Here is a 24,748-nt window from a genome sequence, read left to right as displayed (position 1 = left end):
CCACCGCCCGCCGGTACCGTGAGGACATGAGCCACGGCCCCCGGTCCGGCCTCGCCGCGGTGAGTTCCGCGCTGCTGGCCATGAGCAGGCACCTCGAGGTGCGCGACGTCCTCAAGACGATCGTCGTCTCCGCCCGCGAACTGCTCGACGCGCAGTACGCCGCGCTCGGCGTGCCCGACGACCACGGCGGGTTCGCCCAGTTCGTGGTCGACGGCGTCAGCGAAGAGCAGTGGAAGGCCATCGGTCCCCTTCCGCGCCAGCACGGCATCCTCGCCGCGATGCTGCGCGAGGCCGCGCCGCAGCGCCTCGCCGACGTGCGCCGGGACCCCCGCTTCGAGGGCTGGCCCAGCGCCCACCCCGAACTGGCCGACTTCCTCGGCCTGCCCATCCGCGCCGGCGACGAGGTCATCGGCGCCCTGTTCCTGGCCAACAAGAGGTGCCCCAAACCCGAGGGCGCCTGCGGCTTCACCCAGGACGACGAGGAACTGCTCGGCATCCTCGCCCAGCACGCCGCGATCGCCCTCACCAACGCCCGGCTCTACGAACGCAGCCGCGAGCTGACCATCGCCGAGGAACGCTCCCGCCTCGCCCACGAACTCCACGACGCCGTCAGCCAGAAGCTCTTCTCCCTGAGGCTGACGGCCCAGGCCGCGGCCCGCCTCGTGGACCGGGACCCCTCCCGCGCGAAGGGCGAGCTCCAGCAGGTCGCCGCCCTGGCCGCCGAAGCCGCCGACGAACTGCGCGCGGCGGTCGTCGAGCTGCGCCCCGCGGCCCTCGACGAGGACGGCCTCGTCGCCACCCTCCGCACCCAGGTACAGGTCCTCGACCGCGCCCACACCGCGCGCGTCACCTTCACCGGCCACGGCGTGCGGGCCCTGCCCGCCGCCCAGGAGGAAGCAGTGCTGCGCGTCGCCCAGGAGGCGCTGCACAACGCCCTGCGGCACTCCGGGGCCGACCACGTCGACGTCACCCTGGAACGCCGCGGCAGCGGAGCCGTCCTGCGGGTCACCGACGACGGCAGCGGCTTCGACCCGCGGATCGTCCGCCGCGCGGGACGCCATCTGGGCCTGGTCTCCATGCGGGACCGGGCGAGCGGGGTCGGCGGGAGGATGACCGTGGAATCGGCGCCCGGCAAGGGCACCACGATCGAGATGGAGGTCCCCGGTGGCTGACTCAATCAAGGTGCTGCTGGTCGACGACCACCAGGTGGTGCGCCGGGGCCTGCGCACCTTCCTCGAGGTGCAGGACGACATCGAGGTCGTCGGCGAGGCCGCGGACGGGGCCCAGGGAGTGGCCCTCGCGCAGGAGCTGCAGCCCGACGTCATCCTCATGGACGTCAAGATGCCGGGCATGGACGGCGTGGACGCGCTGCGCCGGCTCCGCGAACTGGACCACCCCGCGCGCGTGCTGGTCGTCACCAGCTTCACCGAGCAGCGCACGGTGGTCCCGGCCCTGCGCGCGGGCGCCGCCGGATACGTGTACAAGGACATCGACCCCGACGCGCTCGCCGGGGCCATCCGCTCCGTGCACGCCGGTCACGTCCTCCTCCAGGCCGAGGTGGCCGGCGCCCTGCTGTCCCAGGAGGAGAGCGCCCCGGGCCAGGGACGCGCCGGCTCGCTCACCGAACGGGAGCGCGAGGTGCTCGGCCTGATAGCGGACGGGCGTTCCAACCGGGAGATCGCCCGCGCCCTGGTGCTGTCCGAGAAGACCGTGAAGACGCACGTCTCGAACATCCTGATGAAACTCGACCTGGCGGACCGCACCCAGGCCGCCCTCTGGGCCGTGCGCCACGGTCTGAGCGGCTGACCCGCGACGCCCCGGACGGTACGGAAGGTTCCCCTCCGATCCGAGGTTCATACCGTCGTGGGAATGTCCCCCGAATGGCGCATCCTCTCCCGGGTGCCCGCCGTTCTCCCGTGCGTACCGCGGCGCCTGCCGCGGTCATCGCAAGGAGGGCTTGGAAAGTGAAGAACCTGAAGAAGGCGGCGGCCGTGACGATGGTGGCCGGCGGTCTGCTCGCCGCCGGTACGGGCATGGCCTCCGCCACCGAGGGCGCGCACGCCGGCGGCAAGGCCGTGGGCTCCCCGGGCGTCGTCTCCGGCAACCTCGTCCAGGTCCCGGTCGACGTCCCGGTCAACGTCTCCGGCAACAGCGTCAACGTCATCGGCCTGCTGAACCCGGCCTTCGGCAACGTGGCCGTCAACGGCTGACGCCCGTCACCGGAGCAGCGAAGCCCCCGGCCTCCCGGCCCCACACGGGAGGCCGGTCGCACGCCGCCCCGGCCGCCGTCGGCCGTGCCTGCCCGGTGCTCCGGGGCCCGGGAGGCACCCCGCCGACGCCGGGCGCGCCCCTCCGTCTCGGCGTCGACGTCGGCCGCCGAAACCGCGGGACGTCACCGCACTCCCCGCTCCCGCTCCTCCACCACGGAGTTGTACGCCGCGACCTGCGCCCGCCGAGCCGTTCGCTCCACCGGCCTGAGCGCCTCCCCGCGCGCCGCCATCTCCGAGGCGCTCACCGCACCCCCGTGCCCGCTCGCACCCGCCAGCGCGATCAGCGTCCCCACCCGCTGCGCCAACTCCAGCACCCGCACCGCCCGCGGCGGATACCCCGGCGCGAGCATCCCGCGCCCCGCCTCGGCCCGCGCCCGGTAGGCGTCGACCGCCGCCCGGGCCACCGGCCCCGACCCGGCCACGTCCAGCCGCGTCAGCACCTCGGTCGCCTCCCGCAGCGCCTCCGCCAGCTCCCGCTCGGCCTCACCGAGCGAGGGCACGTCGGCGGGCGGCGCCTCCCGCACCGCCAGGCAGTGCCACACGACCTCGACGTGCACATCGCCCTCCGGCCCGGCCTCGTGCACCTCCGGCACCAGCCCGAACGCGGCCCCGTGACAGACCACCGCCTCCTCGGCCTCCAGCGCCCGCGCGTTGAACTCCGGCGGTCCGCTCAGCCCCAGCGGATGCCCCGGCGCGGGCAGCGCGACCCGCAGCCCGGTCGCCCCCAGCGCCCGCAGCCGCCCCAGCGCCAGGGTGAGCCCCACGGGCGCGGACTCACCCGGCAGCCCCGCCACCCGGTGCACCGCGTCCTCGCCCACGACGGCGAGCACGGCGTCATCCGGCGAGACAAGTCCGGCAAACAGGGCGTTTCCCCAAGCGGCAAGGCGTCCAGCGCGCGGTTCCGAGAGCATGCCTCCACCCTAGGGCGACCTCAGGACCGGCCCGATGGAATGCCCGGCCCGGCCGGTGGCGTAGATTTCATGGAGGGCTGCGCCCACGGGTGCGGCGGACCGACCCACAGGCGTTACGCGACAGCCGAGACCGGCCACACTGCAAGGGGAGACAAGGCGCTCATGAGCGATGTTCTGGAACTTCAGGACGTATCCGTGGTTCGCGAGGGCCGGGCTCTGGTGGACCAGGTCTCCTGGTCGGTCAAGGAGGGCGAGCGCTGGGTCATCCTCGGCCCCAACGGCGCCGGCAAGACCACCCTCCTCAACATCGCGTCCAGCTACCTCTACCCCACCAAGGGCACCGCGACCATCCTCGGCGAGACCCTCGGCACGCCCGGCACCGACGTCTTCGAACTGCGCCCGCGCATCGGCATGGCCGGCATCGCCATGGCCGACAAGCTCCCCAAGGGCCAGACGGTCCTGCAGACCGTGCTCACCGCCGCCTACGGCATGACCGCCGGCTGGCAGGAGGAGTACGAGGACGTCGACGAGCAGCGCGCCCGCGCCTTCCTCGACCGCCTCGGCATGTCCGCCTACCTGGAGCGCAGGTTCGGCACCCTCTCCGAGGGCGAGCGCAAGCGCACCCTCATCGCCCGCGCCCTGATGACCGACCCCGAGCTGCTGCTCCTCGACGAGCCCGCCGCCGGCCTCGACCTCGGCGGACGCGAGGACCTCGTGCGCCGCCTCGGCCGCCTCGCCCGCGACCCGATCGCCCCCTCCATGATCATGGTCACGCACCACGTCGAGGAGATCGCCCCGGGCTTCACCCACGTCCTGATGATCCGCCAGGGCAAGGTCCTCGCCGCCGGTCCGCTGGAGCTCGAACTCACCTCCCGCAACCTCTCCCTCTGCTTCGGCCTGCCGCTCGTCGTCGAACAGGTCGGCGACCGCTGGACCGCCCAGGGCCTCCCGATGTCCTGAACCCCTACGGTCCCTCAACCCACCGGGTACGAAGGCCCTTTCCCACCGACCGGCGCCCTGTCGGGGACCGGGCGCGCGGTCCTACCATGACCCTGTGGACATCGACGCATGGCTGTGGTGGCTGATCGGCGCGGCGGCGCTCGGCATCGGGCTCGTGATCACCGCGATGCCCGAACTCGGCATGCTCGCGGTGGGCGCCGTCGCCGCGGCAGTGGTCTCCGGGTTCTTCGACGGCGGCGCCGTCGCCCAGGTCGTGGTCTTCGCCGTCGTCTCGACCGCCCTCATCGCCGTCGTACGGCCCATCGCGAACAGACACCGCGCGCAACGGCCCCAACTCGCCACCGGCGTGGACGCCCTGAAGGGCAGACAGGCCGTCGTCCTGGAACGCGTCGACGGCTCCGGCGGCCGGATCAAGCTGGCCGGCGAGGTCTGGTCGGCACGCGCCCTCGACGCCGACCGTGCCTATGAAGTGGGCCAGGAAGTGGACGTCGTGGACATCGAGGGGGCCACGGCCATCGTCATGTGACCTCGCACGACACAACTGGGCCGAACCACCCCCGAGTTCCGCGAGGGTCTGTCAGACTCGACCAGCAAGATCTTCAGCAGGCATAGGATCTGTCCCAAGGCGCCGAGGCGAAGAAGGGTACGGGAAACCGACGATGGAACCCATCATCATCGTCCTGATCATCCTGGTGGTGTTGGTCTTCATCGCCCTGATCAAGACGATCCAAGTCATCCCACAGGCCAGCGCCGCCATCGTCGAGCGCTTCGGCCGCTACACGCGGACACTCAACGCGGGCCTCAACATCGTCGTCCCGTTCATCGACACCATCCGCAACCGCATCGACCTGCGCGAACAGGTCGTCCCGTTCCCGCCGCAGCCGGTGATCACCCAGGACAACCTGGTCGTCAACATCGACACCGTCATCTACTACCAGGTGACCGACGCGCGGGCCGCCACCTACGAGGTCGCCAGCTACATCCAGGCGATCGAGCAGCTCACCGTCACCACGCTGCGCAACATCATCGGCGGCATGGACCTGGAGCGGACCCTGACCTCCCGCGAGGAGATCAACGCGGCCCTGCGCGGCGTCCTCGACGAGGCCACCGGCAAGTGGGGCATCCGCGTCAACCGCGTCGAGCTCAAGGCCATCGAACCGCCCACCTCCATCCAGGACTCGATGGAGAAGCAGATGCGCGCCGACCGCGACAAGCGCGCCGCCATCCTCCAGGCCGAGGGCGTCCGGCAGTCCGAGATCCTGCGCGCCGAGGGCGAGAAGCAGTCCCAGATCCTCCGTGCCGAGGGCGAGGCCAAGGCCGCGGCCCTGCGCGCCGAGGGCGAGGCCCAGGCCGTCCGCACGGTCTTCGAGGCGATCCACGCCGGTGACCCGGACCAGAAGCTGCTGTCCTACCAGTACCTCCAGATGCTCCCCAAGATCGCCGAGGGGGACGCCAACAAGCTCTGGATCGTCCCCAGCGAGATCGGCGACGCGCTCAAGGGCCTCTCCGGCGCCGTGGGCAACTTCGGAGCCATGGGGGGCGGCGGTTCGGGCGGCAACGGCGCCTCCGGGGGCAGCGTCCCGCACCAGGAGCGCCGGGAGAAGCCGTCCATCGACTGACCCGACGCCGACCGCGACCCGAACGACGGGCCCGCCTCCCGGGAAATCCCCCGGGGAGCGGGCCCGTCGCCGGTATCCGGATCGGAGCTAGGCCGCGGACTGGACCAGCCACTCCGGCAGCGCGTCGAAGTCGTCCTGCCCCAGCGCCAGCAGCATCGCGTCCGCCGGCGTCGGCTCGAACGGCTGCCGCAGCAGCGGCATCCCCGCCTCCGCCGGAGTCCGGTTCGCCTTGCGGTGGTTGTCCTCCGCGCACGAGGCCACCGTGTTCAGCCAGGTGTCCCGACCGCCCTGCGACCGCGGCACCACGTGGTCCACGGTCGTCGCCCGCCGCCCGCAGTAGGCGCACCTGTACCGGTCCCGCACCAGCACACCCCGCCTCGACCACGGCGCTTGTCTTCGGAACGGCACCCTCACGTACTGGCAGAGCCGGATCACCCGGGGCACCGGTATGTCGACCGCGGCTCCCCGCATCCGCAGCTCGGGGTGGGCCTGCTCGACGACGGCCTTGTCCTGGAGCACCAGAACGACGGCTCGGTTGAGCGTCACCGTCGACAGCGGCTCGAAGCTCGCGTTCAGTACCAGCGTGTCCCGCATACCAGCCCACCTCCCGTGTGCACCGGCCCACTCCTCGGCGGGCTGGGATCAACTCTGGCCGGGCACACCGGGATGGACAACGCAATATCTGCTGCTCCAGCGGGAGGTGACTCCCGCGACCCCCGGCAACAAAAATGCCCGCCCCTGATCAATTCCAAGACCAGGGGCGGGCAAACGTTCCGTGAACGCTCGGAAGCGCCCGAATCGCTCAGGACTCGGCGGGCACCTCGTACTCACCGATCAGCTGGGCACGCGCGATCGTGTGGAACCGCAGGTTGAAGCCCACCACGGCAGGAGAGGCGTCCGCGTCCGGACCGAGCTTCTCCTGGTCCACGGCGTACACCGTGAACACGTACCGGTGCGGTCCGTCACCGGGCGGCGGCGCGGCACCGCCGAATTCCCTGGTGCCGTAGTCGTTGCGCGCGTGGACCGCGCCCTCGGGCAGCCCCTCGAACTTGCCGCTGCCCGCACCCGCCGGCAGCTCGGTCACCGAGGCCGGGATGTCGAACACCACCCAGTGCCAGAACCCGCTGCCGGTCGGGGCATCGGGGTCGTAGCAGGTCACGGCGAAGCTCTTGGTCTCCGGCGGGAAGCCCTCCCACCGCAACTGCGGCGAGGTGTTGCCCGCCGCGTGGACCTGAGCGTCCTTGAGCGTCGCCCCCTCCACGACGTCCTCGCTCGTCACCGTGAACGACGGCACGGGCGGATGGAAGTCATGGGGGAGCGGCCGCCGCTTGAGCTCGGTCACCTCGGTACCTCCTGATCGTCTACGTCCGGTGGGACCGAGCCTAGAACCAGTTGCGCCTGCTGCCGACCTCCGACAGCCACTGGTTCAGGTACGCCGCCCAGTCGGTCCCCTGGTAGTCGTTCAGCCCGACCTTGAAGGACCGGAAGGTGTCGCTGCCCTCGCTGAACAGGCCCCCCCTCTTGTCCATCTCCAGCACGACGTCCATCTCCCGCTCGTCGGCCACGAAGCTCAGCTCCACCTGGTTCAGCCCCCGGTACTGCTGCGGCGGGAAGAACTCGATCTCCTGGTAGAAGGGCAGCTTCTGCCGGGTGCCCCGGATGTGACCGCGCTCCATGTCCGCGTTCTTGAACCGGAAGCCCAGCTGGATGAACGCGTCCAGGATCGCCTTCTGCGCCGGCAGCGGGTGCACGTTGACCGGGTCCAGGTCACCGGAGTCCACGGCCCGCGCGATCGCCAGCTCGGTGGTCACCCCGATGTTCATCCCGCGCAGCGCCTGCCCGTCGATCATCGTGATCGGCGTCTCCCAGGGGATCTCCAGCCCGAACGGTACCGCGTGCACCGCGCCCGCCTGGAGCTCGAAGGCACCGCCCAGCCGGGACTTCGTGAACTCGATGTCCTGCTTGTACTCCTGGTCGCCGCTCTCCACCTCGACCTTGGCCTGCAGCCCGACCGACAGCCCCTCGATCTGCTGGTTCACGGACCCGCCCTGGATCCGCACCTCGCCCTGGACGACACCGCCCGGAACGACGTTGGCCTCGTGCAGCACCGTCTCGACCGAGGCCCCGCCGGCTCCCAGACTCGCGAGCAGCTTCTTGAACGCCATGTCTCTCCCTCTCCGGCGACCCCCGTGGGCCACACCTGATGCGTCGACCTGCATCGACAAGAACGCGATCCGGCGGTGGCCGGTTCCGTGCCCACCCTGGCAAGCACGGCGCCCGGCGACCACCCCGTGCCACCGCCCGTCTCCAGTACGCTGGGACGGCATGATCGCGATCCCCGACCGTACGCCCCTGCCCAGGAAGTTCTTCGACCGCCCCGTGCTCGAGGTCGCCCCCGACCTTCTCGGCCGGATCCTGGTGCGGACCACCCCCGACGGCCCGATCGCCCTCCGCCTGTCCGAGGTCGAGGCCTACGACGGTCCGAACGACCCCGGCTCGCACGCCTACCGGGGCCGCACGGCCCGCAATGACGTGATGTTCGGCCCGCCCGGCCACGTGTACGTCTACTTCACCTACGGGATGTGGTTCTGCATGAACCTGGTGTGCGGTCCCGAGGGCCGGGCGAGCGCGGTCCTGCTCCGCGCCGGCGAGATCATCGAGGGCGCGGAGCTGGCCCGGACCCGTCGGCTCTCGGCCCGCAACGACAAGGAACTGGCCAAAGGCCCGGCCCGCCTGGCCACGGCCCTGGACGTCGACCGCGCCCTCAACGGCACGGACGCCTGTACCGCCGACGACACCCCGCTCCGCGTCCTCACCGGCGCCCCCGTGCCCTCCGGCCAGGTGCGCAACGGCCCGCGCACCGGAGTCTCCGGCGACGGGGCCGTCCACCCCTGGCGCTTCTGGGTCGCCGACGACCCGACGGTGAGCCCGTACCGGGCCCATGTCCCGAGGCGCCGACGAGGTTGACTCAATCTTGGAAGCCGCGTAGCGTAGCGCGAGCCGCTTGAACCGGGTACGGCGATCGCCTGCAGCCGGAAGCGGCCAACCCACTACACAAGATCAGCCCCCAGCGGGCTCGGATTCCTCATGTCCGCATGTCTGAATTCCGAACCGCAGAGCTCGATTATGAATCGAGCGAGGGAATCGGCTAACGTAGTGAATGCCGAAAGGCCGACAGGCGAAAGCCCAAGGCCGACGGCAAATCCCGCCGACAGGGAATCGGATCGGAAAGATCTGATAGAGTCGGAAACGCAAGACCGAAGGGAAGCGCCCGGAGGAAAGCCCGGAGGGGTGAGTACGAAGGAAGCGCCCGTTCCTTGAGAACTCAACAGCGTGCCAAAAGTCAACGCCAGATATGTTGATACCCCGTCCATCGGGTACACCGATGGCCGAGGTTCCTTTGAAAAAACACAGCGAGGACGCTGTGTGCGAGGGGACTATTCCTCCCCTCGCACCGCTCTCGTGATGTGTGCACCGGAGAACCGGTAAACATTCACGGAGAGTTTGATCCTGGCTCAGGACGAACGCTGGCGGCGTGCTTAACACATGCAAGTCGAACGATGAACCACCTTCGGGTGGGGATTAGTGGCGAACGGGTGAGTAACACGTGGGCAATCTGCCCTGCACTTCGGGACAAGCCCTGGAAACGGGGTCTAATACCGGATACGACACCGGGAGGCATCTCCTCGGTGTGGAAAGCTCCGGCGGTGCAGGATGGGCCCGCGGCCTATCAGCTGGTTGGTGAGGTAACGGCTCACCAAGGCGACGACGGGTAGCCGGCCTGAGAGGGCGACCGGCCACACTGGGACTGAGACACGGCCCAGACTCCTACGGGAGGCAGCAGTGGGGAATATTGCACAATGGGCGCAAGCCTGATGCAGCGACGCCGCGTGAGGGATGACGGCCTTCGGGTTGTAAACCTCTTTCAGCAGGGAAGAAGCGCGAGTGACGGTACCTGCAGAAGAAGCGCCGGCTAACTACGTGCCAGCAGCCGCGGTAATACGTAGGGCGCGAGCGTTGTCCGGAATTATTGGGCGTAAAGAGCTCGTAGGCGGCCTGTCGCGTCGGTTGTGAAAGCCCGGGGCTCAACCCCGGGTCTGCAGTCGATACGGGCAGGCTAGAGTTCGGTAGGGGAGATCGGAATTCCTGGTGTAGCGGTGAAATGCGCAGATATCAGGAGGAACACCGGTGGCGAAGGCGGATCTCTGGGCCGACACTGACGCTGAGGAGCGAAAGCGTGGGGAGCGAACAGGATTAGATACCCTGGTAGTCCACGCCGTAAACGGTGGGCACTAGGTGTGGGCGACATTCCACGTCGTCCGTGCCGCAGCTAACGCATTAAGTGCCCCGCCTGGGGAGTACGGCCGCAAGGCTAAAACTCAAAGGAATTGACGGGGGCCCGCACAAGCGGCGGAGCATGTGGCTTAATTCGACGCAACGCGAAGAACCTTACCAAGGCTTGACATACACCGGAAAACCGTGGAGACACGGTCCCCCTTGTGGCCGGTGTACAGGTGGTGCATGGCTGTCGTCAGCTCGTGTCGTGAGATGTTGGGTTAAGTCCCGCAACGAGCGCAACCCTTGTCCCGTGTTGCCAGCAGGCCCCTCCGGGGGTGCTGGGGACTCACGGGAGACCGCCGGGGTCAACTCGGAGGAAGGTGGGGACGACGTCAAGTCATCATGCCCCTTATGTCTTGGGCTGCACACGTGCTACAATGGCCGGTACAATGAGCTGCGATACCGCGAGGTGGAGCGAATCTCAAAAAGCCGGTCTCAGTTCGGATTGGGGTCTGCAACTCGACCCCATGAAGTCGGAGTCGCTAGTAATCGCAGATCAGCACTGCTGCGGTGAATACGTTCCCGGGCCTTGTACACACCGCCCGTCACGTCACGAAAGTCGGTAACACCCGAAGCCGGTGGCCCAACCCCCCTGGGGAGGGAGCCGTCGAAGGTGGGACTGGCGATTGGGACGAAGTCGTAACAAGGTAGCCGTACCGGAAGGTGCGGCTGGATCACCTCCTTTCTAAGGAGCACTTCTAGGCCGCTCCGGCGGTCCAGGGGCCAGCATGCGGGCGCACGTCCCGCACTGGTTGCTCATGGGTGGAACGTTGACTACTCGGCACGGTCCAGGACGGACCAGGCGCTAGTACTGCCCCTGCGGGGCGTGGAACGCGGATCTGGTCGGCCGGCCGTGTCGGGCACGCTGTTGGGTGTCTGAGGGCACGGCCGCACGGCCGGGTCTTCGGTCGCCGGCCCCGGTGCAGCGCCGCGTGAGCGGTGTGTGACGGGTGGCTGGTCGTTGTTTGAGAACTGCACAGTGGACGCGAGCATCTGTGGCCAAGTTTTTAAGGGCGCACGGTGGATGCCTTGGCACCAGGAACCGATGAAGGACGTGGGAGGCCACGATAGGCCCCGGGGAGCCGTCAACCAGGCTGTGATCCGGGGGTGTCCGAATGGGGAAACCCGGCAGTCGTCATGGGCTGTCACCCGCTGCTGAACACATAGGCAGTGCGGAGGGAACGCGGGGAAGTGAAACATCTCAGTACCCGCAGGAAGAGAAAACAACCGTGATTCCGGGAGTAGTGGCGAGCGAAACCGGACGAGGCCAAACCGCAGGCGTGTGAGACCCGGCAGGGGTTGCGCATGCGGGGTTGTGGGATCTCTCTTCCACGGTCTGCCGGCCGTGGGACGAGTCAGAAACCGTTGGCGTAGGCGAAGGACATGCGAAAGGTCCGGCGCAGAGGGTAAGACCCCCGTAGCCGAAACGTCAGCGGCTCGTTGGAGAGACACCCAAGTAGCACGGGGCCCGAGAAATCCCGTGTGAATCCGGCGGGACCACCCGCCAAGCCTAAATATTCCCTGGTGACCGATAGCGGAGAGTACCGTGAGGGAATGGTGAAAAGTACCCCGGGAGGGGAGTGAAATAGTACCTGAAACCGTGTGCCTACAAGCCGTGGGAGCGTCGGAACGAGGCTTGCCTCGTTCTCGTGACTGCGTGCCTTTTGAAGAATGAGCCTGCGAGTTTGCGGTGTGTTGCGAGGTTAACCCGGGTGGGGAAGCCGTAGCGAAAGCGAGTCCGAACAGGGCGGTTTCAGTAGCACGCTCAAGACCCGAAGCGGAGTGATCTAGCCATGGGCAGGTTGAAGCGGAGGTAAGACTTCGTGGAGGACCGAACCCACCAGGGTTGAAAACCTGGGGGATGACCTGTGGTTAGGGGTGAAAGGCCAATCAAACTCCGTGATAGCTGGTTCTCCCCGAAATGCATTTAGGTGCAGCGTCGTGTGTTTCTTGCCGGAGGTAGAGCACTGGATAGGCGATGGGCCCTACCGGGTTACTGACCTTAGCCAAACTCCGAATGCCGGCAAGTGAGAGCGCGGCAGTGAGACCGTGGGGGATAAGCTCCATGGTCGAGAGGGAAACAGCCCAGAGCATCGACTAAGGCCCCCAAGCGTACGCTAAGTGGGAAAGGATGTGGAGTCGCAGAGACAACCAGGAGGTTGGCTTAGAAGCAGCCACCCTTGAAAGAGTGCGTAATAGCTCACTGGTCTAGTGATTCCGCGCCGACAATGTAGCGGGGCTCAAGCGTACCGCCGAAGTCGTGTCATTGCGATATGTACCCCCAACGGGGATCGTGATGGGTAGGGGAGCGTCGTGTGCCGGGTGAAGCAGCCGCGGAAGCGAGTTGTGGACGGTTCACGAGTGAGAATGCAGGCATGAGTAGCGATTCACACGTGAGAAACGTGTGCGCCGATTGACTAAGGGTTCCTGGGTCAAGCTGATCTGCCCAGGGTAAGTCGGGACCTAAGGCGAGGCCGACAGGCGTAGTCGATGGACAACCGGTTGATATTCCGGTACCCGCGGTGCAGCGCCAGACACCGAATCCAGTGATGCTAAGCCCGTGAAGCCGCCGGCCGAGTCTTCGGACGAGGCCGGAGTGGTGGAGCCGGTGACCCGAGCTGGTAGTAGGTGAGTGATGGGGTGACGCAGGAAGGCAGTCCAGCCCGGGCGGTGGTTGTCCCGGGGTAAGGGTGTAGGACGTCAGGTAGGCAAATCCGCCTGGCACATCGTCTGAGACCCGATGCCGAGCCGATTGCGGCGAAGTGGATGATCCTATGCTGTCGAGAAAAGCCTCTAGCGAGTTGCACGGCGGCCCGTACCCGAAACCGACTCAGGTGGTCAGGTAGAGAATACCGAGGCGTTCGGGTGAACTATGGTTAAGGAACTCGGCAAAATGCCCCCGTAACTTCGGGAGAAGGGGGGCCACACCTGGTGAGGGGACTTGCTCCTCGAGCTGGGGGTGGCCGCAGAGACCAGCGAGAAGCGACTGTTTACTAAAAACACAGGTCCGTGCGAAGCCGTAAGGCGAGGTATACGGACTGACGCCTGCCCGGTGCTGGAACGTTAAGGGGACCGGTCAGCTTGGATTCGTCCAGGCGAAGCTGAGAACTTAAGCGCCAGTAAACGGCGGTGGTAACTATAACCATCCTAAGGTAGCGAAATTCCTTGTCGGGTAAGTTCCGACCTGCACGAATGGCGTAACGACTTCTCGACTGTCTCAACCATAGGCCCGGTGAAATTGCACTACGAGTAAAGATGCTCGTTTCGCGCAGCAGGACGGAAAGACCCCGGGACCTTTACTACAGTTTGATATTGGTGTTCGGTTCGGCTTGTGTAGGATAGCTGGGAGACTGTGAAGCGGCCACGCCAGTGGTCGTGGAGTCGTCGTTGAAATACCAGTCTGGTCGTGCTGGATGTCTAACCTGGGTCCGTGATCCGGATCAGGGACAGTGTCTGATGGGTAGTTTAACTGGGGCGGTTGCCTCCTAAAGGGTAACGGAGGCGCCCAAAGGTTCCCTCAGCCTGGTTGGCAATCAGGTGGTGAGTGTAAGTGCACAAGGGAGCTTGACTGTGAGACCGACGGGTCGAGCAGGGACGAAAGTCGGGACTAGTGATCCGGCGGTGGCTTGTGGAAGCGCCGTCGCTCAACGGATAAAAGGTACCCCGGGGATAACAGGCTGATCTTCCCCAAGAGTCCATATCGACGGGATGGTTTGGCACCTCGATGTCGGCTCGTCGCATCCTGGGGCTGGAGTCGGTCCCAAGGGTTGGGCTGTTCGCCCATTAAAGCGGTACGCGAGCTGGGTTTAGAACGTCGTGAGACAGTTCGGTCCCTATCCGCTGTGCGCGCAGGAGTCTTGAGAAGGGCTGTCCCTAGTACGAGAGGACCGGGACGGACGAACCTCTGGTGTGCCAGTTGTCCTGCCAAGGGCATGGCTGGTTGGCTACGTTCGGGAGGGATAACCGCTGAAAGCATCTAAGCGGGAAGCCTGCTTCGAGATGAGGACTCCCACCCACTTGATGGGGTAAGGCTCCCAGCAGACGACTGGGTTGATAGGCCGGATCTGGAAGCACGGTAACGTGTGGAGGTGACCGGTACTAATAGGCCGAGGGCTTGTCCTCAGCTGCTCGCGTCCACTGTGTTGGTTCTGAGACAACGACCGTTGTCGGCTTTGAGCAGAACAGACAAAAGAAAAGTGTGCTTGTTCGCTCGAAACCATTAGGGTTTCGGTGGTCATAGCGTAGGGGAAACGCCCGGTTACATTCCGAACCCGGAAGCTAAGCCCTACCGCGCCGATGGTACTGCAGGGGGGACCCTGTGGGAGAGTAGGACGCCGCCGAACAATCTTTGGAAGGACCCTTGGTCCCAGCGTTCAGCTGGGACCAAGGGTCCTTTTCTATTTATGCTTGCGGTACCGAAGACAGGAGTTACCAATGTCCACCAACTCTCCCGACGACCGACCGGAGCGCGACCAGCGGCGACGGGACAGTGGTGACCGTTCCGATCGTGGCGGCCAGCGCGGCGGCCCGCGTCGAGGCGACGACCGGGACCGTGGGTTCCGTAGGGACGGAGACCGTCCCGCTTTCCGGCGTGACGACCGCGACCGTGATCGAGACCGGGACCGAGGCGGTGACCGCGACCGTGGATTCCGGCGTGACGACCGCAGCGGCGGCCGGCCGGAGCGTGGCGGCTTCCGGGGACGTGACGACCACCGCGGTGAGCGGGACGGTGGATACCGCGGACGGGACGACCGTAGTAGGGACGACCGCAGGACCGACCGGCGTGAGAGCGAGCGCGAGCGTTCCGATTTCCGCCGCGGCGATGACCGGGGTTACGGCCGGCGTGACGACAGCCGGGGCGGTGACCGTGGTGGCTTCCGCAGGGACGACAGCCGTGGTGGCGACCGCGCTGGATACCGGGGACGTGACGACTACCGCGGTGAGCGGGACGGTGGATACCGCGGGCGGGACGACCACCGCGATGAGCGGGGTGGCTTCCGCGGGCGCGACGACCGGGGTTACGGCCGGCGTGACGACAGCCGGGGCAGTGACCGTGGTGGCTTCCGCAGGGATGACAGCCGCGGTGACGACCGCGCTGGATACCGGGGACGTGACGACTACCGCGGTGAGCGGGACGGTGGATACCGCGGGCGGGACGACCACCGCGATGAGCGGGGTGGCTTCCGCGGGCGCGACGACCGAGGTTACGGTCGGCATGACGACAGCCGTGGCGGCGACCGTGGTGGCTTCCGGCGGGATGACAGCCGCGGTGGTGACCGTGGTGGTTTCCGCAGGGATGACAGCCGTGGCGGCGACCGTGGTGGCTTCCGGCGGGACGACAGCCGTGGCGGCGACCGTGGTGGCTTCCGCAGGGACGACAGCCGCGGTGACGACCGTGGTGGCTTCCGCAGGGACGACAGCCGCGGTGGCGACCGTGGTGGTTTCCGTAGGGATGACAGCCGCGGTGGTGACCGTGGTGGTTTCCGCAGGGACGACAGCCGGGGCGGCGAGCGGGGCGGTTTCCGGGGGCGTGATGACCGTGGGCGCGGGCCTCGGAGGGACGACCGGGGCGGACGGCCCGGTGGATACCGTGGGCGGGACGACCGGCACGGTGGCCAGCGGTTCCGCGAGGAGCGGGACCGGGACCGGGAGCCGATCAAGCGGTTGCCGATCCCCGAGGACGTCACCGGCGAGGAGATCGACAAGGACGTGCGGCAGGAGCTGCAGAGCCTGCCCAAGACCCTCGCGGAGGACGTCGCCAAGAACCTGGTGATGGTCGCCCGGCTGCTCGACGAGGACCCCGAGAAGGCGTACGACTACTCCAAGGTGGCCCTGCGGCTGGCGTCGCGCGTCGCCGCCGTACGGGAGGCCGCCGGGTTCGCCGCGTACGCCAACCAGAAGTACGCCGAGGCGCTCGCCGAGTTCCGGGCCGCGCGGCGGATGACCGGGACCGTCGACCTGTGGCCGCTCATGGCCGACTGCGAGCGTGGGCTCGGACGGCCGGAGAAGACGCTGGATATGGCCGGGGCGCCCGAGGTGCAGAAGCTTGACAAGGCCGGACAGGTCGAGATGAGGCTCGTCGCGGCCGGCGCCCGGCGTGACATGGGGCAGCTGGACGCGGCGATCGTGACGCTGCAGAGCTCCGAGCTGGCGTCGAACTCCGTACAGCCGTGGACCGCGCGGCTGCGTTACGCCTACGCCGACGCGCTGCTCGCCGCCGGACGGACCGGCGAGGCACGGGACTGGTTCGCCAAGGCCGTGGAGGCCGACCGGGACGGCAGCACGGACGCCTCCGACCGGCTGGCCGAGCTGGACGGCGTGGAGTTCCTGGACGCCCTCGACGAGGAGGGGAACGACGACGTCCGCACGGACGCGGACGAGGACGAGGACACCGACAAGGACTGATCGGCGTCCTGGCCTCCCCGCGCGGCGGGGAGCGGTGTGGAGGGGCGGGCCCCGTCGGGGCCCGCCCCTCGCCGTCAGAGGTCGAGTGCGCGCAGGACCAGGCCGGAGGCCGGCTTCGGGCCGAACGACGTCGACTTGCGGGGCATCGTGACGCCCTGGCGGGCGAGGTCGCGGACGACCTCCTCGCGGACCGGGTGCATCAGCACGGCCGTCCCGCCGTCGCGTTCCGCCTTCTCGACCGTCGCGGCCGTGTCGTGGATGTAGGCGATGCGGGCGGGGGAGTCCTCGGGGACGTGCCAGACGTGGTCGAGGAGCGTGACGTGCAGGACCGTCGCGTCCAGGGTGCGCCAGGCCGCGGGCCGGTCGGCCGGGACCGTGCGGGCCAGCAGTTCCGGGTCCGGGCGGTCGACGAGGTGGAAGGCGCCGTCTCCGGCGAGGAGGAAGGCGTTGCCCGCGGAGGCCGCCTCGGCCAGGGCTTCCATGGCCTCGGGCAGCGCGGTGCCGTCGAGGCGGCGGACGCGGAAGAGGCCGTCGAGGGCGCCCAGCGCGTCCGCGACCGGCAGGTCGTGCAGGAGGCGGTGGATGGCGCGGACCCGCAGGGGATAGCGGGCCGTGTCGACGAGGAGGACCAGGCCGTGGTCCCAGGGGCCGGGGGAGGGGCGCTCCGCGCGGAGCCGGCGGTAGGTCGCCCAGCGGTGGTGGCCGTCGGCGATGAGGGCCTGGTGGCCGGCGAGTTCCTTCCCGACCGCTGCCAGGTCCGCGGGGTCGGTGACGGACCACAGACGGTGGTGGATGCCGTCCTCCGTGGTGGTCGCGAGGAGCGGCGACTGCTCGGCGGTGTGCTCGATCAGGGCGGCCGTGACGGTCGCCGTGCCGTCGCCGCGGTAGGTCAGCAGCAGCGGTTCGAGGTTGGCGGAGGTGGCCCGCATCAGGTCGGCGCGGTCGGCGACGATGTGCGGCATGACGTCCTCGTGCGGCAGGACCAGCCGCTCGCCGGGGTCCGAGACGCGCAGCGCACCGATGAGGCCGCGCTGCAGCATGCCGGCGTCGTCGCGCTGCTCGTAGACGTACAGCCCGGGTTCGGCGTCGGCGGTCAGGACGCCCTCCGCGCGCCAGCGGCGCAGGGTGTCGGCGGCCTGGGCGTTGCGGGCCTCGGGCGTGTCCGCCTGGGGCAGGATCAGCCGGACGATGTTGTACGGGTCGGCGGACTGGAGGTGGTGCAGGCCGTCCGGACGGACGACGACGTCGTACGGCGGGGATGTCACGGCGGCCAGGCTGCCGACCCGGTCGGGGTCGTAACGAAGGCCTCGGAACGGAGTGAGTTCCAGGCCTCGGGGCGCCTTCGCTTCCGAGTGACCTGCTGTGTTCATCCAGGCATCGTACGGGGGTCGGCGGCATGGGGGATGATCGGGGGAAAGCCGTCGAACGAGGAGCGATGCGGAATGAGCCGGAGCGTCAGGACGAGGCCCGGGGCGAGTGGGCGTGCCCTGAGCGAGGCGTACGACACGGCTCTGCTCGACCTCGACGGCGTGGTGTACGCGGGCGGGAGCGCGATCGCCCACGCGGTCGAGTCGCTCGCGGCGGCCCGCGAGGGCGGCATGCACCTCGCCTACGTGACGAACAACGCCCTGCGCACTCCGGACACCGTGGCCGCGCACCTGACCGAGCTGGGGATACCGGCGGACCCCGGTGACGTCATCACCTCCGCGCAGGCCGTGGCGCGGCTGATCGCCGACCAGGTGCCGCAGGGCTCCCGGGTGCTGGTGGTCGGCGGCGAGGGACTGCGGGTGGCGCTGCGCGAGCGCGGGCTCGTGCCGGTGGAGTCGGCGGACGACGATCCGGTGGCGGTCGTGCAGGGATACGGCGGGCCCGAACTGCCGTGGGGGCGGTTCGCGGAGGCGTCCTACGCCGTCGCGCGCGGGGTGCCGTGGTTCGCGTCCAACACCGACCTGACGATTCCCAGCGGGCGGGGCATCGCACCGGGCAACGGCGCGGCGGTGGAGGTCGTACGGATCGCCACCGGCGCCGAGCCGCAGGTCGCGGGCAAGCCGCTGCCGCCGATGCACCGGGAGACGATCCTCCGTACGGGTGCCGAACGGCCGCTGGTGGTGGGGGACCGGCTGGACACCGACATCGAGGGCGCGTTCAACGGCGGGGTCGACTCCCTGCTGGTGCTGACCGGGGTGACGGACGGCGCGCAGCTGCTGGCCGCGCCGCCGCAGCACCGGCCGACCTATGTCGACGCCGATCTGCGCGGACTGCTCACCGGGCAGCCGGAGGTCGTCGAGGCGGACGGCGGGTTCCGCTGCGGAGGCTGGACGGCGACGGCCGGGGGCGCGGAGGTCCTCCCTGGCCGAGCGAAGTCGGGAGCGCGGGGACGGCTGGAGCTCGACGGGGACGGTGCCGCGTCGGACGGGCTGCGCGCGCTGTGCGCGGCGGCGTGGACGGCGGCCGGCGACGGTGTGTGCGAGCTGGACGGCGGCAAGGCACTGGCGCGGCTGGGACTGTGACTCCCGGCTCCGGCGCCCTCCGGCTCCGGCGCCCCCCGGCTCCGGCGCCCTCCGGCTCCGGCGTCACCGGCGCCCGCGCTTCTCCGCCGCCTCTCCTCCCCGTCCGTCTTTGTTCGTCCTTGTCCGCCCCGTCCGTCCCCCGGAGGACGAGTTCGGGGATCGTGATCGAATAGCAGGGTAGGCTAACCTAACCGCGTGTTGGTCGAGAGTCCCCCCGAACAGCGCGCGGACGATGTCCCCGCGCCCCCAAGGCGCCGGGTCGCGCGCTCCCTCGGGCTGCTCGTCTCCGTCGCGATCCTGGTGTTCGTCATGCTGGCGAGCCTCGCGATCGGGGCGAAGGACCTGTCCCTCGACCAGGTCTGGCACGGCCTGTTCGAGGACACCGGCAGCTACAGCGACGTCGTCGTCGCCGACCGGTTGTCACGCACCGTGCTCGGGTTGCTCGCCGGCGCGGCGCTCGGCCTGTCGGGGGCGGTGCTGCAGGCGCTCACCCGCAATCCGCTGGCCGACCCCGGGCTGCTCGGCATCAACGCGGGCGCGTCCGCGGCCGTGGTCACCGCCATCACCTTCTTCGGCGTCACCTCGCTGTCCGGGTACGTGTGGTTCGCGTTCTTCGGCGCGGCGGCCGTCGGGGCGCTGGTGTGGTTCCTGGGCGGCAGCCGGGGCGCGACGCCGGTGCGGCTCGTGCTCGCCGGTACCGCGATCAGCGCCGCCCTCTACGGCTACATCCAGGCCGTCATGATCCTGGACGACGCGGCGCTCGGCAGGATGCGTTTTTGGACGGTGGGGTCGCTGTCCTCGGGGAACGCCTCGACCATCGAGCAGGTCCTGCCGTTCCTGCTGGTCGGCTGCGCGCTGGCGCTGCTGCTGGCCCGGCCGCTCAATGCCATGGCCATGGGCGACGACACCGCCAAGGCCCTCGGCGCCGATCTCAACCGCACCCGGGCGCTGTCCATGCTCGCCGCGACCGTGCTGTGCGGGGCCGCGACCGCCGCGTGCGGGCCGATCGTGTTCGTCGGTCTGATGGTGCCGCACGTCGTGCGCTCCTTCACCGGGCCCGACCTGCGCTGGATCCTGCCGTACGCGGCGATCCTGTCGCCCGTGCTGCTGATCGGAGCCGATGTGATCGGCCGGATCGTGACCCGGCCCGCGGAGCTCCAGGTCGGCATCGTCACGGCGATCCTCGGCGGCCCGGTCTTCATCCTTCTGGTACGACGGCGGAGGACGGCTCAGCTGTGAAGACCAACCGCGCGGTACGGACTCCCGGCGGCCTCTCGGTCCGGCTGGACGTGCGTGCCCTCACCGTCGTCGTGCTGCTCCTGCTCGCGGCGCTCACCGCGAGCGTGGTGCTGATCGGCACCGGCGACTTCCCGATGTCCGCCGCCGACGTGCTCAGGACGCTCGTCGGGGAGGGCGACGCCGGGCAGGAGTTCATCGTCACCGAACTGCGGCTGCCCCGGGTCCTGGTCGGCCTGCTGGTCGGTGCCTCGCTCGGACTCGGCGGCGCCCTGTTCCAGGCCATTTCCCGCAATCCGCTGGGCAGCCCGGACGTCCTCGGCCTCGGGCAGGGGGCGACCGCCGGCGCGCTCACGGTGATCGTGCTGTTCTCCGGCACCGCCGACCAGGTCGCCGTCGGTGCGCTCGTCGGCGGGCTGGTGACCGGGTTCGCCATCTACGTGCTCGCCTGGAAGCGGGGCGTGCACGGATACCGGCTGGTCCTGGTCGGCATCGGTGTCTCGGCGATCGTCACGGCGGTCAACGGATACCTGCTCACCAAGTCCGACATCGTCGACGCGGCCCGCGCGGTCGTGTGGATGACCGGTTCCCTCGACGGCCGTGACTGGGCCCAGGTCTGGCCGCTGCTCACCCTGTGCATCGTCCTCGTCCCCCTGGTCCTCGCCAACTCCCGCGGGCTGAGGATGATGGAGATGGGCGACGACGTCTCGTCCGCCCTCGGGGTGCGGGTGGAGCGCGTACGGCTGGTGCTGCTGGTGTCGGCCGTGCTGCTCACCGCCTCCGCGACCGCCGCCGCCGGACCGGTCGCCTTCGTCGCGCTCACCTCGCCGCAGCTCGCCCGGCGCCTGACCCGTTCGCCCGGGCCGAACCTGGTGGCGTCGCTGTGCATGGGCGCCGCCCTGCTGGTCACCGCCGACTGGGTCTCGCAGCGGGCGTTCGGCACCGACCAGTTGCCCGTGGGCGTGGTCACCGGCGTGGTCGGCGGTGTCTATCTGCTGTGGCTGCTGGTCACCGAGCGCAGGGCGGGGCGCATATGAGCGCCGGGACCGAGAAGGACGGGAGCGGCAAGAACAGTGCCAGCAGCGGGCTGGACGACCGAAGGAGCACCGTGAACCGACTGTCCGCCGAGAACGTCACCCTCGCCTACGACCAGCGGGTCATCGCCGAGCAGCTGTCGGTGGAGATACCGGACAACTCCTTCACCGTGATCGTCGGCCCCAACGCCTGCGGCAAGTCGACGCTGCTGCGGGCGCTGTCGCGGATGCTCAAGCCCAGCGAGGGCCGGGTCCTGCTCGACGGACAGGTCATCCAGTCGATGCCCGCGAAGAAGGTCGCCCGGACCCTGGGGCTGCTGCCCCAGTCGTCGATCGCGCCCGACGGCATCACGGTCGCCGACCTGGTGGGCCGCGGCCGTTACCCGCACCAGGGCATCCTGCGCCAGTGGTCGGCCGAGGACGAGCGGGTCGTCCGGGAGTCGATGACCCAGACCGGGGTCGCCGAGCTGGCGGAGCGGTACGTCGACGAGCTCTCCGGCGGTCAGCGGCAGCGCGTGTGGATCGCGATGGCACTGGCCCAGCAGACCCCGCTGCTGCTGCTCGACGAGCCGACCACCTACCTGGACATCCAGCACCAGATCGACGTCCTGGACCTGTGCGCGGACCTGCACGAGGAGCAGGGACGCACCCTCGTCGCCGTGCTGCACGACCTCAACCACGCCGCCCGGTACGCCACCCACCTCATCGCCCTGCGCGGGGGGAAGGTCATCGCCCAGGGCGCGCCGAAGGACATCGTCACCGCCGGGCTGGTCGAGGAGGTCTTCGGGCTGCGCTGCCAGGTCATCGACGACCCCGAGACGGGCACGCCCCTGATCGTGCCGGCGGCGCGCCGGGCGCGGACGGCGGCCGGGGACCGGGACGCGGCCCGGAAGGCGGTCGCTACAGGAGCTTCCTGAGGTGGAACAGGTCGCGCAGCCCCGCCTCCAGCTTCACCCGGCCCGAACCCCAGGCCCTGGCGAAGTGCAGCTCGCCGTCGACCAGGGCCACCAGGTCGTCGCCGGTCATCGCGAGCCTTATCTGGGCCTTCTCGCGCGGCGGGCCCGGAAAGGTGTCGTGCACCTCGATCCGGCCGCCGGTGAGCCGGCCGGCGAAGGTCACGTCCAGGTCGGTGACGTGACAGCTGACCGAGCGGTCCATCGCCGCGGCCGCGCGGACGTCCCCCTCGGCGTGCTGCATGCTGTCCGAAAGCTTGTCGAGTGCGGCACGGCACTCCTCGATCGTGGCCATCGCGGACGACGGTACCCCAGGCGTTCGCGGTAGCGTCGGGGCATGAACGACGCAGCGCCGGAGGCGGAGCACACGGAGCCGGTCCTCGCGGAGCCGCAGCCGCAGTCACGACACGCCGGGCCGCAGGCGCCGCCCGAGCCGGAGCCCGATCCGGGGCCCGCCGGCCCGGTTCCCCTGGACGTGCCGCGCACCCCCACCGGCAACGCCGAGGTGGACGCCCGTCTCGAGCGGCTGGCCGACGCCGACCACCTCGCCACGGACGGTCACGTCGAGGTGTACGAGGATGTGCACCGGGGGCTGCGCGACGCGCTCACCGCGCTCGACGCCGGTCCGGGGGCCCCGGCTCCCGCCCGTCACCCGACCGCCACCCCTCGACCAGGCCCTTCGGGCCACCCATCCGATCCGGCACACGCACACAGGAGCTGAACCGAACGTGGCAGGAGTCGCACGCCGCCGTCTCGACGCGGAACTGGTCCGCCGCAAGCTGGCGCGCTCGCGCGAGCACGCCAGCCAGCTGATCGCCGCGGGCCGGGTCAGCGTCGGCAAGACCGTCGCGACCAAGCCCGCCACGCAGGTGGAGACCGCCGCCGCGATCGTCGTCGCCGACGACGCCGGCGACCCGGACTACGTGTCGCGCGGCGGCCACAAACTGGCCGGGGCGCTCGACGCCTTCGTGCCGCGGGGACTGGTGGTCGAGGGGCGGCGGGCGCTGGACGCCGGCGCCTCCACCGGCGGCTTCACCGACGTCCTGCTGCGGGCCGGGGCCGCGCACGTGGTCGCCGTGGACGTGGGGTACGGACAACTCGCCTGGTCTCTTCGGAACGATGAACGCGTCACCGTCAAGGACCGTACGAACGTACGGGAGTTGACGCTCGAGGCGATCGATGGGGAGCCTGTGGATCTTGTCGTGGGGGATCTGTCCTTCATTCCGCTCGGACTGGTCCTGCCCGCCCTGAAGCGGTGCGTGGGACCGGACGCCGACCTGGTGATGATGGTCAAGCCGCAGTTCGAGGTGGGCAAGGAGCGGCTGGGCAGCGGAGGAGTGGTCCGCAGCCCGCAACTGCGCGCCGAGGCCGTGCGCGGGGTGGCGGCCAAGGCCTGGGAGCTGGGACTCGGGGCGAAGGGCGTGACGGCGAGCCCCTTGCCCGGACCTTCCGGGAATGTCGAATATTTTCTGTGGCTGCGGGCCGGGGCTCCGGAACTGGACCCGGCCGACGTTGACCGTGCAGTGGCGGAGGGGCCGCGTTGACACAGAACCGAGCTCGTACTGTTTTCCTGCTGGCCCACACCGGGCGGCCCGCGGCCATCCGCAGCGCCGAACTCGTGGTCAAGGGGCTGCTGCGCTCCGGGCTCGGGGTGCGGGTGCTGGAGGACGAGGCGCGCGACCTGCCGCTGCCGGACGACGTGGAGACCGTCAAGGAGGCCACTCCGCAGTGCCTGGACGGCTGTGAGTTGCTGATCGTGCTCGGCGGCGACGGGACGCTGCTGCGCGGCGCCGAGTTCGCCCGCGCCTCCGGGGTGCCCATGCTCGGCGTCAACCTCGGGCGGGTCGGGTTCCTCGCCGAGGCCGAGCGGGACGACCTCGACAAGGTGGTCGACCGCGTGGTGAGCCGGGCGTACGAGGTCGAGGAGCGCATGACCGTCGACGTCGTCGTGCACCGCAACGGCGACATCGTGCACACGGACTGGGCGCTGAACGAGGCGGCCGTGCAGAAGGTGTCCGCCGAGCGGATGCTGGAGGTCGTGCTGGAGATCGACGGGCGGCCGGTCACCGGGTTCGGCTGCGACGGGATCGTGTGCGCCACCCCGACCGGCTCGACCGCCTACGCGTTCTCCGCGGGCGGGCCCGTGGTGTGGCCCGAGGTCGAGGCGCTGCTGATGGTGCCGATCTCGGCGCACGCGCTGTTCGCCAAGCCGCTGGTGACCTCGCCGGACTCCGTGCTGGCGGTGGAGGTGCTGCCGCACGTGCCGCCGGGCGTGCTGTGGTGCGACGGGCGGCGCACGGTGGAGCTGCCGTCCGGCGCCCGCGTGGAGGTGCGGCGCGGAGCCGTGCCGGTGCGGCTGGCCCGGCTGCACCACGCCTCGTTCACGGACCGTCTGGTGGCGAAGTTCGCGCTGCCGGTCTCGGGGTGGCGCGGGGCGCCGCACTAGGCGGCGTCCGGCAAGAGGGGAACACCTGTTCGGTGAGTGACCCGCCGCACGGCTGCGACGTGCGGT

22 protein-coding genes and 3 rRNA genes are annotated in these 24,748 nt (G+C 69.5%); 18 read left to right on the top strand and 7 right to left on the bottom strand.

The window, feature by feature from the left end; genetic code table 11:
• Positions 1-26 precede the first annotated feature (26 nt).
• The 3 genes from CP969_RS09960 (at position 27) to CP969_RS09950 (ending at position 2,210) form a co-directional block, all read left to right on the top strand.
• Complete coding sequence (locus CP969_RS09960; RefSeq protein ID WP_016826886.1) at positions 27-1,172, top strand: GAF domain-containing sensor histidine kinase; 1,146 nt, start codon at positions 27-29, stop codon at positions 1,170-1,172.
• Positions 1,165-1,806, top strand: a complete 642-nt coding sequence (locus CP969_RS09955) for a response regulator (protein WP_004989939.1) — start codon at positions 1,165-1,167, stop codon at positions 1,804-1,806. The genes CP969_RS09960 and CP969_RS09955 overlap by 8 nt, the downstream gene beginning before the upstream one ends.
• 158 nt (positions 1,807-1,964) lie before the next feature.
• Complete coding sequence (locus CP969_RS09950) at positions 1,965-2,210, top strand: chaplin (protein WP_016826887.1); 246 nt, start codon at positions 1,965-1,967, stop codon at positions 2,208-2,210.
• A 182-nt stretch (positions 2,211-2,392) separates the two neighbouring features.
• Here CP969_RS09950 and CP969_RS09945 read toward each other — a convergent pair whose 3' ends face one another.
• A complete protein-coding gene (locus CP969_RS09945; protein WP_004989943.1) occupies positions 2,393-3,181 on the bottom strand; it encodes a hypothetical protein in 789 nt (262 codons plus the stop codon).
• A 162-nt stretch (positions 3,182-3,343) separates the two neighbouring features.
• Here CP969_RS09945 and CP969_RS09940 point away from each other — a divergent pair, with 162 nt between their 5' ends.
• The 3 genes from CP969_RS09940 to CP969_RS09930 all read left to right on the top strand — a co-directional run bounded on the left by CP969_RS09940 (position 3,344) and on the right by CP969_RS09930 (position 5,760).
• Positions 3,344-4,141 (top strand): ABC transporter ATP-binding protein, encoded by a 798-nt coding sequence (locus CP969_RS09940; RefSeq protein ID WP_004989946.1) that lies wholly within the window; start codon positions 3,344-3,346, stop codon positions 4,139-4,141.
• Positions 4,142-4,235: 94 nt separating this feature from the next.
• Positions 4,236-4,667 carry an NfeD family protein gene (locus CP969_RS09935; RefSeq protein ID WP_004989947.1) on the top strand — a complete coding sequence of 144 codons (432 nt, stop codon included), beginning with the start codon at positions 4,236-4,238 and terminating at the stop codon, positions 4,665-4,667.
• 133 nt (positions 4,668-4,800) lie between these two features.
• Complete coding sequence (locus CP969_RS09930) at positions 4,801-5,760, top strand: SPFH domain-containing protein (protein WP_004989950.1); 960 nt, start codon at positions 4,801-4,803, stop codon at positions 5,758-5,760.
• Positions 5,761-5,847: 87 nt separating this feature from the next.
• Here the strand turns inward: CP969_RS09930 and CP969_RS09925 are convergent, their stop codons facing one another.
• The 3 genes from CP969_RS09925 to CP969_RS09915 form a co-directional block, all read right to left on the bottom strand.
• Positions 5,848-6,354: an HNH endonuclease gene (locus tag CP969_RS09925; protein WP_004989952.1), complete on the bottom strand. Its 507-nt coding sequence runs from the start codon at positions 6,352-6,354 to the stop codon at positions 5,848-5,850.
• Positions 6,355-6,562: 208 nt separating this feature from the next.
• A complete protein-coding gene (locus tag CP969_RS09920; RefSeq protein WP_004989955.1) occupies positions 6,563-7,102 on the bottom strand; it encodes a YbhB/YbcL family Raf kinase inhibitor-like protein in 540 nt (179 codons plus the stop codon).
• Between the two features lie 40 nt (positions 7,103-7,142).
• The gene (locus tag CP969_RS09915; RefSeq protein WP_004989956.1) at positions 7,143-7,925 is read right to left on the bottom strand and encodes a sporulation protein; all 783 of its coding nucleotides are present in this window, start codon (positions 7,923-7,925) and stop codon (positions 7,143-7,145) included.
• Positions 7,926-8,085: 160 nt separating this feature from the next.
• On the opposite strand from CP969_RS09915, the gene CP969_RS09910 reads away from it, so the two are divergent.
• The 4 genes from CP969_RS09910 (at position 8,086) to rrf (ending at position 14,441) form a co-directional block, all read left to right on the top strand.
• The gene (locus CP969_RS09910; protein ID WP_016826890.1) at positions 8,086-8,727 is read left to right on the top strand and encodes a DNA-3-methyladenine glycosylase; all 642 of its coding nucleotides are present in this window, start codon (positions 8,086-8,088) and stop codon (positions 8,725-8,727) included.
• 525 nt (positions 8,728-9,252) lie between these two features.
• A 16S ribosomal RNA gene (locus tag CP969_RS09900) occupies positions 9,253-10,783 on the top strand.
• Between the two features lie 312 nt (positions 10,784-11,095).
• Positions 11,096-14,220, top strand: a 23S ribosomal RNA gene (locus CP969_RS09895).
• A gap of 104 nt (positions 14,221-14,324) precedes the next feature.
• Positions 14,325-14,441 (top strand): 5S ribosomal RNA (gene rrf, locus CP969_RS09890).
• Together the 16S, 23S and 5S rRNA genes form the textbook arrangement of a ribosomal RNA operon.
• Positions 14,442-14,526: 85 nt before the next feature.
• Here the strand turns inward: rrf and CP969_RS33780 are convergent.
• Positions 14,527-15,708 carry a hypothetical protein gene (locus CP969_RS33780; RefSeq protein ID WP_016826891.1) on the bottom strand — a complete coding sequence of 394 codons (1,182 nt, stop codon included), beginning with the start codon at positions 15,706-15,708 and terminating at the stop codon, positions 14,527-14,529.
• 54 nt (positions 15,709-15,762) lie between these two features.
• Between CP969_RS33780 and CP969_RS33775 the strand changes: the two genes are divergently transcribed.
• On the top strand, positions 15,763-16,503 hold the full coding sequence (locus CP969_RS33775) for a tetratricopeptide repeat protein (protein WP_016826892.1): 741 nt from the start codon (positions 15,763-15,765) through the stop codon (positions 16,501-16,503).
• A 74-nt stretch (positions 16,504-16,577) separates the two neighbouring features.
• On the opposite strand, the gene CP969_RS09880 is transcribed toward CP969_RS33775, so the two are convergent.
• A complete protein-coding gene (locus CP969_RS09880; RefSeq protein WP_026085306.1) occupies positions 16,578-17,873 on the bottom strand; it encodes a DUF1015 domain-containing protein in 1,296 nt (431 codons plus the stop codon).
• A gap of 72 nt (positions 17,874-17,945) precedes the next feature.
• Between CP969_RS09880 and CP969_RS09875 the strand changes: the two genes are divergently transcribed.
• The 4 genes from CP969_RS09875 to CP969_RS09860 all read left to right on the top strand — a co-directional run bounded on the left by CP969_RS09875 (position 17,946) and on the right by CP969_RS09860 (position 22,200).
• Positions 17,946-19,013, top strand: a complete 1,068-nt coding sequence (locus CP969_RS09875; RefSeq protein WP_016826894.1) for an HAD-IIA family hydrolase — start codon at positions 17,946-17,948, stop codon at positions 19,011-19,013.
• 195 nt (positions 19,014-19,208) lie between these two features.
• Positions 19,209-20,252, top strand: a complete 1,044-nt coding sequence (locus tag CP969_RS09870) for a FecCD family ABC transporter permease (protein WP_026085307.1) — start codon at positions 19,209-19,211, stop codon at positions 20,250-20,252.
• A complete protein-coding gene (locus CP969_RS09865) occupies positions 20,249-21,286 on the top strand; it encodes a FecCD family ABC transporter permease (RefSeq protein WP_004989967.1) in 1,038 nt (345 codons plus the stop codon). The genes CP969_RS09870 and CP969_RS09865 overlap by 4 nt, the downstream gene beginning before the upstream one ends.
• Complete coding sequence (locus tag CP969_RS09860) at positions 21,283-22,200, top strand: ABC transporter ATP-binding protein (RefSeq protein WP_016826896.1); 918 nt, start codon at positions 21,283-21,285, stop codon at positions 22,198-22,200. The genes CP969_RS09865 and CP969_RS09860 overlap by 4 nt, the downstream gene beginning before the upstream one ends.
• Here CP969_RS09860 and CP969_RS09855 read toward each other — a convergent pair.
• Positions 22,184-22,531: a hypothetical protein gene (locus CP969_RS09855; RefSeq protein ID WP_004989972.1), complete on the bottom strand. Its 348-nt coding sequence runs from the start codon at positions 22,529-22,531 to the stop codon at positions 22,184-22,186. The genes CP969_RS09860 and CP969_RS09855 overlap by 17 nt on opposite strands.
• Positions 22,532-22,573: 42 nt before the next feature.
• Between CP969_RS09855 and CP969_RS09850 the strand changes: the two genes are divergently transcribed.
• Genes CP969_RS09850 through CP969_RS09840 form a run of 3 tightly spaced genes read left to right on the top strand, consistent with a single transcriptional unit; the run spans position 22,574 to position 24,682 of the window.
• The gene (locus CP969_RS09850; RefSeq protein ID WP_016826897.1) at positions 22,574-22,957 is read left to right on the top strand and encodes a hypothetical protein; all 384 of its coding nucleotides are present in this window, start codon (positions 22,574-22,576) and stop codon (positions 22,955-22,957) included.
• 7 nt (positions 22,958-22,964) lie between these two features.
• A complete protein-coding gene (locus tag CP969_RS09845; protein ID WP_004989978.1) occupies positions 22,965-23,780 on the top strand; it encodes a TlyA family RNA methyltransferase in 816 nt (271 codons plus the stop codon).
• Complete coding sequence (locus CP969_RS09840; RefSeq protein WP_004989981.1) at positions 23,777-24,682, top strand: NAD kinase; 906 nt, start codon at positions 23,777-23,779, stop codon at positions 24,680-24,682. Before CP969_RS09845 ends, CP969_RS09840 begins: the two co-directional genes overlap by 4 nt.
• Positions 24,683-24,748: the final 66 nt, after the last annotated feature.

Origin of the sequence: Streptomyces viridosporus T7A, from assembly GCF_008704515.1 — a bacterium.
GTDB classification, from domain to species: Bacteria; Actinomycetota; Actinomycetes; order Streptomycetales; family Streptomycetaceae; genus Streptomyces; species Streptomyces viridosporus.
The sequence above is the reverse complement of the archived record's forward strand: the minus strand, read 5'-3'. Positions and strand labels throughout refer to the sequence as shown.

Bases quoted from the DNA above. Each gene is read 5' to 3' on its own strand.
- CP969_RS09960 (WP_016826886.1), top strand. From the start codon at position 27: ATGAGCCACGGCCCCCGGTCCGGCCTCGCCGCGGTGAGTTCCGCGCTG.
- CP969_RS09945 (WP_004989943.1), bottom strand. From the start codon at position 3,181: ATGCTCTCGGAACCGCGCGCTGGACGCCTTGCCGCTTGGGGAAACGCC.
- CP969_RS09940 (WP_004989946.1), top strand. From the start codon at position 3,344: ATGAGCGATGTTCTGGAACTTCAGGACGTATCCGTGGTTCGCGAGGGC.
- CP969_RS09930 (WP_004989950.1), top strand. From the start codon at position 4,801: ATGGAACCCATCATCATCGTCCTGATCATCCTGGTGGTGTTGGTCTTC.
- CP969_RS09925 (WP_004989952.1), bottom strand. From the start codon at position 6,354: ATGCGGGACACGCTGGTACTGAACGCGAGCTTCGAGCCGCTGTCGACG.
- CP969_RS09915 (WP_004989956.1), bottom strand. From the start codon at position 7,925: ATGGCGTTCAAGAAGCTGCTCGCGAGTCTGGGAGCCGGCGGGGCCTCG.
- CP969_RS09910 (WP_016826890.1), top strand. From the start codon at position 8,086: ATGATCGCGATCCCCGACCGTACGCCCCTGCCCAGGAAGTTCTTCGAC.
- CP969_RS09880 (WP_026085306.1), bottom strand. From the start codon at position 17,873: ATGAACACAGCAGGTCACTCGGAAGCGAAGGCGCCCCGAGGCCTGGAA.
- CP969_RS09875 (WP_016826894.1), top strand. From the start codon at position 17,946: ATGAGCCGGAGCGTCAGGACGAGGCCCGGGGCGAGTGGGCGTGCCCTG.
- CP969_RS09860 (WP_016826896.1), top strand. From the start codon at position 21,283: ATGAGCGCCGGGACCGAGAAGGACGGGAGCGGCAAGAACAGTGCCAGC.
- CP969_RS09855 (WP_004989972.1), bottom strand. From the start codon at position 22,531: ATGGCCACGATCGAGGAGTGCCGTGCCGCACTCGACAAGCTTTCGGAC.
- CP969_RS09850 (WP_016826897.1), top strand. From the start codon at position 22,574: ATGAACGACGCAGCGCCGGAGGCGGAGCACACGGAGCCGGTCCTCGCG.